Source organism: Streptomyces sp. NPDC001549, assembly GCF_042894025.1.
GTDB classification, from domain to species: Bacteria; Actinomycetota; Actinomycetes; order Streptomycetales; family Streptomycetaceae; genus Streptomyces; species Streptomyces kutzneri.
This window is the reverse complement of record NZ_JBIAVJ010000005.1, coordinates 12,086-25,110: the sequence shown is the minus strand read 5'-3', so window position 1 is coordinate 25,110 and position 13,025 is coordinate 12,086. Positions and strand designations below refer to the sequence as shown.

At 66.2% G+C, this 13,025-nt stretch carries 9 protein-coding genes and 1 tRNA gene; 6 read left to right on the top strand and 4 right to left on the bottom strand.

Annotated features, from left to right (window positions below; genetic code table 11):
* The first annotated feature begins 151 nt into the window (after positions 1–151).
* Positions 152–766, top strand: coding sequence for a hypothetical protein (locus ACFY04_RS10200; protein ID WP_389115512.1), 615 nt, complete (start codon positions 152–154; stop codon positions 764–766).
* Between the two features lie 921 nt (positions 767–1,687).
* Here the strand turns inward: ACFY04_RS10200 and ACFY04_RS10195 are convergent.
* Positions 1,688–1,746: transfer RNA gene (locus tag ACFY04_RS10195), tRNA-Ser, on the bottom strand.
* Between the two features lie 260 nt (positions 1,747–2,006).
* Here ACFY04_RS10195 and ACFY04_RS10190 point away from each other — a divergent pair.
* The 5 genes from ACFY04_RS10190 (at position 2,007) to ACFY04_RS10170 (ending at position 10,014) form a co-directional block, all read left to right on the top strand.
* Positions 2,007–3,440, top strand: a complete 1,434-nt coding sequence (locus ACFY04_RS10190) for an ATP-binding protein (RefSeq protein WP_389115510.1) — start codon at positions 2,007–2,009, stop codon at positions 3,438–3,440.
* A 174-nt stretch (positions 3,441–3,614) separates the two neighbouring features.
* Positions 3,615–6,092, top strand: coding sequence for a helicase-associated domain-containing protein (locus tag ACFY04_RS10185; protein WP_389115508.1), 2,478 nt, complete (start codon positions 3,615–3,617; stop codon positions 6,090–6,092).
* A gap of 265 nt (positions 6,093–6,357) precedes the next feature.
* Positions 6,358–7,758: a beta family protein gene (locus ACFY04_RS10180; protein WP_389115505.1), complete on the top strand. Its 1,401-nt coding sequence runs from the start codon at positions 6,358–6,360 to the stop codon at positions 7,756–7,758.
* A gap of 301 nt (positions 7,759–8,059) precedes the next feature.
* Positions 8,060–8,611, top strand: a complete 552-nt coding sequence (locus ACFY04_RS10175) for a hypothetical protein (protein ID WP_389115503.1) — start codon at positions 8,060–8,062, stop codon at positions 8,609–8,611.
* A gap of 2 nt (positions 8,612–8,613) precedes the next feature.
* Positions 8,614–10,014, top strand: coding sequence for a P-loop ATPase, Sll1717 family (locus ACFY04_RS10170; RefSeq protein ID WP_389115502.1), 1,401 nt, complete (start codon positions 8,614–8,616; stop codon positions 10,012–10,014).
* A gap of 281 nt (positions 10,015–10,295) precedes the next feature.
* Here ACFY04_RS10170 and ACFY04_RS10165 read toward each other — a convergent pair whose 3' ends face one another.
* The 3 genes from ACFY04_RS10165 to ACFY04_RS10155 are packed head-to-tail and all read right to left on the bottom strand — an operon-like array spanning position 10,296 to position 12,891.
* A complete protein-coding gene (locus ACFY04_RS10165) occupies positions 10,296–10,748 on the bottom strand; it encodes a deaminase (RefSeq protein WP_389115501.1) in 453 nt (150 codons plus the stop codon).
* Entirely contained in the window at positions 10,745–11,428 is a 684-nt protein-coding gene (locus ACFY04_RS10160; protein WP_389115499.1) for a RibD family protein, read from the bottom strand. The genes ACFY04_RS10165 and ACFY04_RS10160 overlap by 4 nt, the downstream gene beginning before the upstream one ends.
* Before the next feature lie 44 nt (positions 11,429–11,472).
* Entirely contained in the window at positions 11,473–12,891 is a 1,419-nt protein-coding gene (locus ACFY04_RS10155; protein ID WP_389115497.1) for a helix-turn-helix domain-containing protein, read from the bottom strand.
* Positions 12,892–13,025: the final 134 nt, after the last annotated feature.

Genomic DNA, 13,025 nt, shown 5'->3' with positions numbered 1-13,025 from the left:
GTACGGACCACCGGAACCGGTCCTCCCGAGGCGAATCCCGGAGCGGACGCCCGTAGCCACCCGCGAACGCCGGGGAAGCCGCACCTGGATCTGTTTCGCCGAACAGCCGCTCGCACGCAGGTTGTTAGTGTGATCACGTCCGATTTGCGTGATGAACCGTTCTGCGGCTCCGCCCGGTGCGGGGAGGCGGAAGCCCTGGCAGCGACGCCTCGCCATCGGTGCGTGGGTTTTCTCGGTCCTGTGCGTTCTCGGCGTCCTCGGGATGCTGGTGACAGTCGTCTACGAAATGCGACAGCCGGCCGAGGCCGAGAGACGGAAGTGCTGCTGGGAGGAGAACGCCACGCCCGAGTGGACGGCGGGCGTGCTCGGTGTGCAGGTGCCGGAGGCGGCCACCGACCGGCGGGCGGGGCTCCACTCCAACGTGCAGTACGACGCCGCACTGCTGGCCTTCACCGTGACGACTGCGGAGGCGGACCGCTTCCTGCAGCCGCTTCTGCGCGAGGGCGCCCAGATGGCCCGCAATCGGCACCCGGAAGAGCCGGGCTACACCCGCAGTGACGGTTTCGGCCATCTCGGCCTGCCCGAGCCCGAGACCTTCGCCGAGGGCATGCGCATCACCAGTGTCTGCCCTCGCGAGGCGAAGACGCCCGAAAGCGGAGCCCTCCGGCTGTGCGCGAAGATCCACGCGCACGAGTTCCAGCCCGGCACAACCCGCATCTACCTCTGGGCCGGCAGCGACGCCTCGATCCCGAAGCCGACGCCTTGACGCCCGGACCCCGACTCCGCCCCGGCCGGGGTATCCGAGCCGTTCCGCCTCGAAACATCACCACAGGGACGGTTGCGGCAGTCGCGTACATGATCTTTGTACTCACCCATTCCGACGTGCTGATCCAGGAGTAGGTCGGCGTAGCGGCTTCGGCCGTCTCTGCCTCGCTGCCGGCCCGCTACGCGAAGCGCGGGTACGAGTGAACGACTGCGGGGCCCGTGCCTGGGAGGGACCACTCCTTGCCCGTCCGGTAGTGCGGGTAGCTCTTCAGGCAGACCGGGCCCGCTCCGCGGCGAGTGCGTGCGCGAGGCTGTCGCGTGCGTCGCCGAGCGCGGCGAGCATCCGCAGTCGGGCCTGCTCGAAGCGTCGGCAGCTTCGACGGCGTCTCGGGCGGCGACCCGGTAAGCGCGAGCTGCGGTGTTCAGGCGGGCATAGAGGTCGCGCTTGGCGTGCAGTGCCCGCTCTGCGCGCTCCTCCTCGCGTTCACGGTCGGCGCGCTGGTTCTGTTCCGCCGCCTGGGCTCGGCCGGCGCGCCGGCTGAGAACTGCCCCGCCCAGGGTGCCGCCCAGCGTTCCTCCGACGCCTATGAGTGCGACGGCGAGCGTGGTCACATCCACGAGATCTTCCAGGTCGTCCATGCACTTCATCCGAGGGCGGCGCCCCAAGCCGGCGTCACAGCCCCTCAGCCAAGCTCCTGCCCCACCCCTGAGCACATCTTCCAACACCGGGACCCGAGAACGACGAGCAGCGGACGCGGCTCAGGAGAGGGACTTCACCCGCGGAAACGATCCAAGATCCTGTCCACGAATAGTCCACAGGTCCTGATATGGGCTGCGTACGGCGGCAGTTGGCTGCGCATACGCGAAGACCCCCTCTCAGCTAAGGCGCTGATGGCGGGGTCTTTGGGCACTTCCTGCGAAGTGCCCCCGGCAGGATTCGAACCTGCGCACACGGCTCCGGAGGCCGGACCGGACCCAGGCGTTTGCCCAGGCCAGACACCTGGCTGATGAGTTGTCGGGCTTGCCGTCCCACGCATGTCCCACGACTTGGAAATGTACTGAATGTCGCAAAATGTAAAGGGTGTGGACTCCGGTGGCTGAGGCGCCGGCGCGCGGATCCCTTTCCCGCCGTTTCGGCGAGGCTGCTGCCAGGACCGCCAGAAGCGAGCTAGAATCTAAGTAAGATTCAATCTACGTAATATCGAATCTATGTTTCAGGCGTGCCGGGGGATTGGGCGTTGATGGAGTTCAAGGGCAGGTCTGCCGACCTGGATCAGCTGGCTCGGCAGCTGGGCCTGGTGGCCGGCGGTACGGGCGCCACGCGTGGTCAGGCTGTGATCGTGACGGGCCGACGTCGGGTGGGCAAGTCTCGTCTGGTCCAGGAGTTCTGCGACCGTTCCGGGGTTCCGTACGTGGTCTTCCAGGCGACCCGGGGACGCAACGCCGTGGCCGAGCGGGCGGACTTCGCCGCGACGCTGGCGCATTCTGCTCTGCCCGGGGCTGAGCTGGTGGCCGGGTTGCAGGCCGCCGACTGGAACCAGGCACTGCGTTCCCTGGCGGTCGCGGTTCCGGACGATGCCCCGAGCATTGTGGTGGTCGACGAGGTGCCGTGGCTGGTGGAACAGGACGGGGAGTTCGAGGGGGCGCTGCAGACGGTCTGGGACCGGCACCTGTCCGCCAAGCCTGTCCTGTTGATCCTGGTCGGCAGTGACATGTCGGTGATGGAGGCGCTGCAGTCCTATGGCCGACCCTTCTTCGGCCGGGCGGCCAAGATGACCGTACAGCCGCTGCATCTGGCCGATGTGCAGGCGATGACCGGCCTTGACGCGGCGGAAGCGGTGGACGCGCTGCTGATCACCGGAGGGTTCCCGGAGATCGTTCAGTCCTGGCGCCCGGGGATGAGCCGCAGTGACTTCCTGCGCGAGGCTGTGTCCAACCCGCTTGCCCCGCTGTTGGTGGCGGGCGAACTGTCGCTGCTGGGGGAGTTTCCCGAGGCGTCCCACTCGCGCGCGATCCTGGAAGCGGTCGGCAGCGGCGAGCGGACCTTCTCCACCATTGCGGCACAGGCCGGTGGTGCGGGTGCGCTGCCCTCAGGCACGCTGTCGCCGCTGCTGAACACTCTGCTGGCCAAGCGGGTCCTGGCCGCTGACCTGCCGCTCTCGGTCAAGGCGGACAGCAAGAACAAGCGCTATCGCATCGCCGATCCGTACCTGCGGTTCTGGCTGGCTTTCCTGCAGCGCGGGATCCCGCTCATCGAGCGCGGGCGTGGTGATCTGGCGCTGGAGCGCATCGAGCGGTCGTGGACGACATGGCGGGGCCGGGCCGTCGAGCCGGTCGTCCGCGAGTCGCTGCTACGCCTGTTGCCCGATGAGAGGTGGCCGCAGACGGAGGCGGTCGGGGGCTGGTGGAACCGGCAGAACAACCCGGAGATCGACCTGATCGGAGCCGACCGCGAATCCGTGGCAGGGCGGATTCACTTCATCGGCTCGGTGAAGTGGCTGGAGTCGCAGCCGTTCGGCCGACGTGAGTACGACGCCCTGGTACGAGACATGCTCGCCGTGCCCGGTGCCGAGCCGGGCACGGCGCTGGTGGCCGTGTCCCGTTGTGGTGTCGAGGGCGATCTGCCTCTTGCGGCCCACTGGGGTCCGGAAGACCTTGTCCGTGCCTGGCGGTAGACAGGGGAAACCGCCACGGTGGTCATGGTGATGTACCTGCCTCGGGTGCCCAGTGGCGGGAGACATCGACCGCATTCTCAGAACCTTCCGGACATCGAAGCCCGTTTGCGCGGCGGCGAGGTGACGGGCCCGGTTCACCCCCGCGGGGTGACCGGACGGCGCTAGCCTGGCCGGGTGAATGCGCGTACCGCCCTTGTGAAATGGCTGGGAACCCTGGATCCTCAGCGGCTGACCGTGTTGCTGGAGGAGCGGGATCTGCCGCTCGCCGCCGGGTACCGACGGATCGCCACCCTCCGCGAGCTCGCCGAACACCTGCTCACCGATGAGTCGGTGGGCCAGGGCCTGATGGCGGGCACCGCCGGAGAACTGGAATTGCTCGCTTCCATCGCCGCCCTTGCTCTGGAGCGGCACGGCCCCGTAGCCGGTGGCGAGGCCGAGGAAGGGCCCCGGTATCCCTGGCAACAGCGGAAGCCCGTTCCCCCGGTGGAACCAGCGGACCGATTGGTGCCCGAGCGGGACGTACTGTCCTGGTTCGCGCCGGGGGAGAAGCGGCGACGGGCTGAGCACACACTCGCCCAGCTCCGGGAGCGCGCGCTATTGCTCCCCGCGCCCAAGGGCCAACTGGCGCTCCCACCGCTGCTGCACGTCCGCGCCGCCGGGTTCGACGGTTACGGGCGTACGGCCGACCGGCTGCTGACCACCGCCTACAACGCCCCCGAGGTCAAGCGGATCGCCGCAAACCTCTTCGGCGAGGGCGCGGCCCGTACCCGCGACCAGGCCCAGGAACTGATCACCGACCTTCTCGCCGATCCCGCCCGGGTGCGGGCACTGGTGGCGGACGCCCCGGTCCGGGCGCTGGAGCTGCTGGACCACCTGGTACCCGGCCCGCCGCTGCTGCGAACCCACTGCTTCGCCGGCCGATACGGGGAGCAGTACTCAGGCCCGGACGCCAAGTACGTCTTCCGGGAGGGCGGCAGCGGCGACGAGGGCACCGACTGGCTGGCCGGGCGCGGGCTGCTGGTCCCCGTAGGTCTCGACCTGGTGGAGCTTCCCTACGAAGTCGCCCGTGCGCTCCGCGAGGGGAGCGCGGCACCCAGCCCCCGGCTGGAACCCGAACAGTTCACTGCCACCGCGCCGCTGCCCTCCGGCTGGGAGGGCGAGGGTGGCACGGCCGCCGCAGCGGCCGCCTGGCGGGCCGAACTGGTCCTGCGGGCCCTGGCCGCGCAGCCGATCGCGATCCGAAAGGCGGGCGGGATCGCCGTACGGGACACCCGGCGGCTGGCCAAGGCGTCCGGGGCCGATGAGGCCGACACCCGGCTGTGGCTGGACCTCGCGGTGAACGCCGGACTGGCCGCGCCTCGGGACGACGAACGGGTCCCTGCTCCCCGGAGCCGCCGGAATTCCAAGGCCCCCAAGCCCTCCGCCCGGCTGCTGCCCAGCGACCGCTACGACATCTGGGCCGCCTCTCCACCCCCGGGCAAACTGCTGCCGCTGTTGGCCGCCTGGGCCGTGGTCCCCGCCATCCTCAGCCACTGGCCGGACCCCGACGAGACCCCGGTCGCGCTCATCAGCCCGCAGGACGAGGACGCCGTGACCCTCCGCACCGGGATCCTGCGAGCGCTCGCCGTCCTCCCCGACGGACACGGGCTGACCGGGAACGCGCGCGGATACACCGAACTGCTCTCCCTGGCCGCATGGTTCCAGCCCGCCCTGCGCGCTCACCTGGCCGCAGACGCCACGGGGGAGCTGACCGGCCTGGACGGAGTCCTCGACCGCATGGCGGCCACCCTGGCAGAGGCGGCCCTGCTCGGCGTGGTCGCCCACGGCGCGCTCACCCCCGCCGGGCGGGCCCTGTGCCACCTGCTGGAGGCGGGAGCCGCCCACCACTACCCGGCAGTGCCCGGCGCGGGCGCGGACCCGTCCGCCCGCGGCTCGGACGGCCTGGGCGAAGACCTCTCCCTCCGCCCCGCCCTGGCGCACGCGGTGGCCACCCTCCGCGAGGAGCTGTACGCAGTGCTGCCCGAGCCCAGCGACACGGCCCGGTTCCAGAGCGACCTGACCGCCACGGTCACCGGCGCGCCCGCGCCTGCCCTCGCCGACCTGCTCTCTGCAGTCGGCGACATCGAGTCCGAGGGCCACGCGGTGGTCTGGCGCATCACGGCAACCTCCATCCGCCGGGCCCTGGACGCCGGCTGGAGCGCGGACGAACTCCTCGACCGCCTCACCATCGCGAGCGAGCGCGGCACCCCGCTGCCGCAGCCGCTGGCCTACACGATCAAGGACACCGCCCGCACCCACGGCCAGCTCAAGGTCGTCCACTCCGCCTGCTGCATCCGCTCGGACGACACCACCCTGATCGCCGAGGTGGCCCAGTCCCGCGGCCTGACCAAACTCCGCCTGCGCCGGATCGCCCCCACCGTCCTGATCTCCACGGCCCCGCCGGAGGAGACGCTGTCAGCCCTCCGCACGGCCGGCTACGCCCCCACTCAGGAGGCCGAGACCGGCACCACGCTCCTAGACCGCGCCCCCACCGACCGCGCACCGAGCCTCATGCCCACCCTGGACCAGGCTCACGCGGGCTATGCTGAACAGACCGGAGGCGTCCCCGCGAGCGCCCGCCTACTGGCCGCCACCCTCACCTCGGGCGGCTAGGAGGGTGGGGGAGGTGCGGTCCACGCTGACCCTGACTGTTCAGTGGGCTCGCCGCCGCTGTTCGAGCTGCGGCAGCCAGTACTCAGGGGGCTGAGGGTGTGTCGCGTACCCCGCCCATTCCTCGTCAGGTTGTGGAAACCTGGGTGCCCAGGTGCGCGGTGAGGGCAGCCGTCCGGCTGGCTGGCGGTGTCTATCGCAGGTCTATCGCGATCAGTGCGTAACAACGACAAAGACCTGGACTCAGTGGGACTGGGTCCAGGTCTTCATGCTTGGCACTCGTGCAGGTCAGCGGATGTTTCACGCTGGTCCAGCAGGAGTGCCCCCGGCAGGATTCGAACCTGCGCACACGGCTCCGGAGGGCATGATCGGGAGTCTCTCGAATGTGCCGTCTAGCTGCGCAAACGCTAGCCGACACTTAGCACGCTGGCCTTCGCACACGCCACTCACACGATCAGTCGTTTCATCCCGTGGTGCCTGGGCCCACAACATCTTGCTTGGACGAGAATCAGCCCTGCGGCTGATTTGTGCCTCTACCTGGGATGGCGGGTTTTCGTCACACTCTGTTTGGAGTGAGCGAGACATCCATGGCTTGGTGCTGAGCGCGCTGGGGGAGCCGTTGGCCTACGTTCCGATACTTAAGGGCAAGGCAGGGGAGTTCTTGGCCCTTGAGCACGTCACGCCGGCGGTCCGCTCGTGCATCCGCCCCGTCATGGAGCTGGTCCCTGACCCAGACGTGCGGGATGTTCTTGAGACCTTCTGCGACCGTGCGATGGACGCGGTACCGCAGGGCGCTGTGCTTACCGTAGACAGTGGTGCCCTGCCGACAGCGCGAGTCCTTGAGGGCGACTCTGGGGGCCCCATAGCCCGCCTTAGTGAGTCGCTCGGTCTCCGTGGTGTGTTGATGTGCCCAGTCGTTCGTTGCACAGATCCGCGAGACGTTCTGGCAGAGGTCTTCCAGGCGATCGCCGCACACCAGAGTGGCGCCTGCCTGCGCCTGTCTGTGGGAGTCGATAGCTTGGATCCCCTGCCGCATTGCGGCCAGATCCGCGGCCTGCTCAGGGCTCTTCACCTTGATCCGGAAGAGGTCGACCTGCTGATTGACGCCGGGCCGGTTGACTCCAGCCTCGCATGCGATCGATTGGCCGACCGTGCGTTGGCTGCCCTCAAGGCACTCTCTCCGTGGCGCTGGCGGCGGGAATGCGTCGCCTCCGGGGCATTCCCAGTCAACCTGACCGGATTTCCGAGAGGGCAAGCTACGCCGGTAGCCAGGCGCGACGCGCAGCTTTGGCGGCGTGTCGTGAGCGGGTGCGAGGAAAGGCCACCAGACTTCGGAGACTTCGGCGTGACGCATCCACGGATGCCAGTGAAGTCCCGCGGGACCCCAGACCCAAACATGCGCTACACGACACTCGAGGAGTGGCAGGTCTTCGTCTATCCGCGAGTCCGCGCCGGCAACGATGACTTCTTCACCCTGAGCACCGACCTAGTCGACTCCTCGTACTGGCCTGTGACGGGCGCACAAACTTCGTGGGGCGACGCTCGGCTCAAGGAGTGCGCCACGCGGCAGAGGCCCAAGGCCGGGGGCGGTGCGGAGTGGCGAGCGTGGGCCACCTCGCATCACCTGGCGATGGTTACGTCCAGCCTGACCACTCTTGGGCGCCCTTGAGGGCTGAGTTGGATGTGAGGAGCCATACGTTCACGACGCGTAGGCTGGGCTGAAAGGCCACCAGACCAGCTCAATGACTGCAACCTTGACACTGCCTGCTGCTCTCATGGGCCTCAGATAGAAGTGTATAGATGACAGCCAACCGGGTGAGAGAGAGTCCGTCCCCTACGCCTATGCAACCGGGCCTATGACGTCTCCACATGCGCAGCACATGCCCCCAAAGTAGGCTATAGGTCTACGAGCAGAGCAGGTCAAGGCCTCAGCGGTTGTGCTAAATGAGTCCCACCTTTCAATCTCCCATTTGGGGGAACTGATGGCGAATACTCATACGCGAGTAAATTATACATTGTGTCTGATTGCCAGTCATCCAGTATGGGATGGCCGTTCAGAGATCATCCGCGAGCTCCTCCGTGCCCGGCCGGAGGAAATGAGGATTCGCGGTGACGGCTCAGCCGTCGAGCACTACATGTCCGCTCAATCGATCAGTAACTTGCTGACCTTTATGGCGGATCTTGACTTGATAGTGATCCGTAGTGATGGGTCCGTGTCTATTGCCCAACGGGCTGAACGTGCTGTGCAGGATTCGAGAGCCTTTGATCTCCTCGTGCAAGCATCCGTCAGGAATGCGCTTGAGAAATCGGGCACCCAGATGACTGACGTGGAAAAGGTCATTGGCGCCATACGTCTCCCTCTTGTGCCCGACGCTAAGACAATCCATGCGAAACTGAAGGTGAAGCATAAGTCATCAGTGCTCATCAACGTGGACAGATTCTCAAGACTGCTCTATCTATACGCGTGTGCCGGTGGGATCCAGCGTATCGTTCGTGTTCATTACGGCAGCGCGGAGGGGTAGCGATGGCCCGCCTCGATAATTACTTCGGCGAAGCGGACGCGTCAGTCGATTCTGCAGAGACGTTAACAGCGCAGCATGTTTTTCGAGACCTTGAACAGCACGTTAAGTGGGGGTCGCGCTCTTCCGGCAAACAAGTCGTTGTGGGTGTTAAAGGGAGCGGTAAGACGGAGCTGCGCAGACATCTGGAGAGCCAAACAGACTCCTACGTGCTGAACTTCGATGCAGATCATGCGTATTTCAGCCAGGATGTCTCCACGATTGGGGAACCATCAGGTCGAACCAAGAATGCTGTCGCTACTATTCTCATTCGAGAGTTTGCGCGTCGCTTCAGCGAGTCCCAAAAGTCGAAGACCGCCACAGCTCTGAAGAAGGCTTTGGATGTATCCACATCCATCGTGAAGCAAGTCCCCAACGCGATAGACCTCACAGTCCCCGGTGCCACGCTGAAGCTAGGTGCCCTCCTGCAGAGGGACGCTGCGAGTGTGTTGCAATCCACTCTGGATCGACTCATCGCCGACGTGCTCTCGGCACTCCGGGACGCAGGCAAAGTGGGCGCCATACTAATCGATGACGTCGAAGATGTTTTCTCTGGGATTTCAGATAATCCCTTGTTTCTGGAGGGTGTTGCAAGGGCGGTCGCCGATATAAACAATCACGGTGAGGAAAGACTCCACGCGGTGCTGTTCGTGAAACACGGGCTCTGGAGATCATGGTTTGAGCGTCCGAAAGAATACGACAGGGTCAGGAGTGTGATTGATTTCTTGACTTGGGATCACGATGCCTTGGTAGAGCTCATCGCAAAAAGAATTGCGCATCGGCGGGGCATGGAAGTCGCGCAGAGTCTTGAAGTAGAGGCGCTCTGGGCTAGGGAGTTTTCCTGGGCTGGTAAGTTCGATACGTTTACGCGTTACTGCACGCAGTACTGCGTAAGTGGACCTCGCGACATGGTTACGCTTTGTAATCTAGCCGCAGGTAAGCCCGCAGGGGACGAACCTATTACGCGGAAGCATATCAAGGCCAGCCTCGGGGCTTACTCGGAAGAGAAGGTCCTCAGTCTCAACGCCGACTTCGGAGATACCTATCCCGACATTCACAAGTTTGTGGAGCAGGTATTTCAGGAGGCCTCGGTGCAGATGACTGGAAAGGAACTTGCCGAGCTGATTGAGAGTCGCACTCTCCTGGATGCTCGATTCCATGACGAGTTTAAGAGCAATAAGCAATGGTATCCTGCTACCAGGGCGCGACTAGCCCTGATTATGTATCAGGTCGGTGTCGTTGGGTATAAGTCGCCTACCGGTATGATGTACGCGATTGAGAAGCCGAACTTGTCAAACTCGGAATTGCTTGAGAAGGTTGTGGTTTGCGTACATCCTGCATTCCGACCCCACTTGAACATAGCGTAGGTAAGCGTGGCCACTGCGCGTTCCGAGCCACTGCGAGCGACCTGGAGAGATGCGCTTCCCGCGCCGCGTTGCTTGGGCTGAGGGTCGGGATTCCGCTGCACACCACCTGTCAGGGGCGTACGGCGCTGAGCGATACAGAGAGGTCGGGAGTCGGCTTCGCCAGGGGCTGGAACCACCCCTATGCTGCAGCCCCCTGATGGGTCAGTCCAGACGGCGTTCTTGACCACTATCCGGAACGTGCTTGCAGGTCAGCGCCTCATTCGGCCGGCTGGGACAGGCGGCTATGTGAGCAGATGAGCGTTCACCACACGGGCTCTATTCGCCAAGTCGGCGAGTTCCACGACCTCCACGCCCCCGGCGCGGAGGCTCTCAACTCCCACGCAGTCGGCCACCAGGAGACTCGGCTCGCGCCAGGCGATAACCACTCGCCGGATTGGGGAGTGGAGGATCAGCTGGGTGCATGTGAGGGGGCGGGACTTGCGCTCCGAGCAGGGTTCCAGGGTGCTGTAGAGCGTGGCGCCGGCCAGGCGGGGGTCGTCCGCCGGGAGCTTGGCCAGGGCCGATTCTTCGGCGTGGACGTGGGCGTCCGTCTCGCGGGAGTAGCCGTGGGCGAGTTCCTCGCCGTCGGCGCCCACGATGATGGCGCCGACCGAGAAGGCGCCCTCTGCTGGCGGGCACTTGCGGGAGAGTTCGATGGCCCGTTCCATCCAGGTCACATCGTCGGCGTGCGTCACGCGGAGCCCTCCTGCTTGGGCAGGTAGCGGAGAAGAACCACGTCGCCGATGGTGCTGGCCTCGGCGAGGTGCATTCGGCGGGTGGAGCCGCCGGGGTACGTGGCGGGGTTCAGGAACCGGGGGGCGCCAGGGTCGCCGACGACCAAGGGGGCGATGGCGAGGTGGATCTCGTCGGCCAGACCCTGGGAGAGGAAGGCGGTGTGGATCTGTCCGCCGCCCTCCACCATCAGCCGCTCTATGCCACGGGCTCCGAGGTCGTCCAGCAGGGCACCGAAGTCGATGGCCGGGCCCGTGGAGACCACGTCCGCCAGGCCGGCCAGCCGCTCGCGGAGCTTCTCCTCGCCCGCGTCCGTGGTGTAGGCGAGCTTCTCCCCGCCGTGGTGCCAGAACTTCAGGTCGGCGTCCAAGTCTCCGCTCGCGGAGATGGTGACCTTGAGCGGGTAGGCGGGCTTTCCTGTGGCCACTCGCGCCGCGCGCCGCTCCTCGCTGTTCACCAGCAGCCGGGGATTGTCGGACCGCATCGTGCCGGCGCCGATCAGGATGGCATCCGACTCGGCACGCACCTGGTCGACCCGGTCGAAGTCCTCGCTGTTGCTCAGCAGGAGGCGTGCGGTGCTGGTGTCATCGATGTAGCCGTCCACGGATGTGGCCACGCTGAGCAGGACATACGGGCGGGGCATTAGGGGGTCTCCTTCAGTTGCTGGTCAGGGCGGAGGGAGCCTGTTCAGGCCTGGCGTAGTACTGCCTCGGTCAGAGCGTCCTTGAAGTCACTCACGCCACGGACCGTATGCCATTGATCAAGTACCCCATCGAGCTGGGCGAGCTCCCGCGAGATGCGGTCAGAGCCGGTTTCCTTCGCGATGGCCAGGGCCTGCAGTCCCACGGAAGATGCCTGCTCGGCCTCGCCCGCGCGGGCCAGGGACACGGCCTCCCGCCCCAGGTAGACGCCTCGGTCTCGGTGGAAGCCAGCGGGCAGTCGGCTGATGGCGTCCCGGAAGCCGGCAGCTGCTCCGTGGTGGTCCCCGAGGGCAGCGAGGCTGTGTGCCCGCTGCACGTCTATGTACGCGCCATCGAGCCAGACACCCCACGGTGAGCTGGGATCTGGGTCCATCTTGGCGAGGAGCTCCCGCGCGTGCTCGTACGCCCGCTGTGCCATGAGCTGGTCATTCCGGAGAGCGTGTCCGTGGGCCCCGTACGTCGCGGCCACTGCGGCCAGACGACTCCTCGGCGCGGCTCGGTCCTCCGCGGCTTCGGCCACGTCCACCGCCTCGATCGGGTCGTTCATGTCGCCAGCGAGTTGGCTGCGGCGCGCCAGGATGTACGTGGTCAGCTCGTCGTCTCCTGCCATGTGGGAAGCCTCCAGAGCCTCCCGCATCCAGTGCTGGGCGGCACGAAAGTCCCCGAGGTCCTGGTAGAGCCAGCCGCACAGCTCGGAGTACTGGGTCTGTAGCTGGAGCAGTTGCCGGCGATCGGTTCCGCGGCGATCCGCGCGCAGTTCCTTGATGGCGGCGATCTGCTGCTGAACCGTCGGTATCACCCGATGGGGACCGAACAGGTTGTCGTTGTCGATCAGCACGCGTCGGGTGGCTTGGAGGAGCTCGATGGGGTCGGCCCCGGAGGCGATGAGATCGGATCGCGGGGCAGGGCTCGCCGCTGCTGAGAGGTCGGAGGCTGCAGCGATGGCGGCACCAGCGCCAAGCGCGCCAATCAGAGCCCTTCGGGACAGTGACACGAAGATGATCCTTCCGTCATCGGAACGAACGGGGACGGACATCCCCTCCTCCGACGGTGCCTGAGTCTCCGGTTTCTCAGCCAGGGCCACAGAGCCGTTGGCCACATGGGGCCCTCGATTAGCCACATCCCCCTGGGGGAGGCCCTCAAGGCTGATCCCTTCGAGGACCGATGCGTGTAGCCGGACGAGCGAGCCGCCGGCGCCGAGCGCGTCGTCGTAGGCCCGGACTAGATCGGCCGATGCGGCCTGCCCGCCGCGCTCAACGCGGGCCATGTAGCTGGTGTTGAACAGGATCGATCGGCTGAGCTTGCCCAGCGATAACCCCCGCTGTGTGCGCCAGGCGCGCATTTCGGCGCCGAGGTAGTGCTGAGGGCTTGCATGCGGTGTCAGATCGTTCGGTCGCTGCCCCACTCGTCCCCCCTCATGCGGCCTATGTGGCCGCCTCTTGGCGGCCACATGGCGGATCTGTCGGTCACTTAACTGCCCGGTCTACAAAGGATGCAGAGGGGCAACGACAGCCTAGCGACGCAGGTCGGAGCCCTCCA

Excerpts from the sequence above, each read along its gene's own strand:
- ACFY04_RS10180 (WP_389115505.1), top strand. The coding sequence starts at position 6,358 with ATGCTTGGCACTCGTGCAGGTCAGCGGATGTTTCACGCTGGTCCAGCA.
- ACFY04_RS10200 (WP_389115512.1), top strand. The coding sequence starts at position 152 with ATGAACCGTTCTGCGGCTCCGCCCGGTGCGGGGAGGCGGAAGCCCTGG.
- ACFY04_RS10170 (WP_389115502.1), top strand. The coding sequence starts at position 8,614 with ATGGCCCGCCTCGATAATTACTTCGGCGAAGCGGACGCGTCAGTCGAT.
- ACFY04_RS10160 (WP_389115499.1), bottom strand. The coding sequence starts at position 11,428 with ATGCCCCGCCCGTATGTCCTGCTCAGCGTGGCCACATCCGTGGACGGC.
- ACFY04_RS10190 (WP_389115510.1), top strand. The coding sequence starts at position 2,007 with ATGGAGTTCAAGGGCAGGTCTGCCGACCTGGATCAGCTGGCTCGGCAG.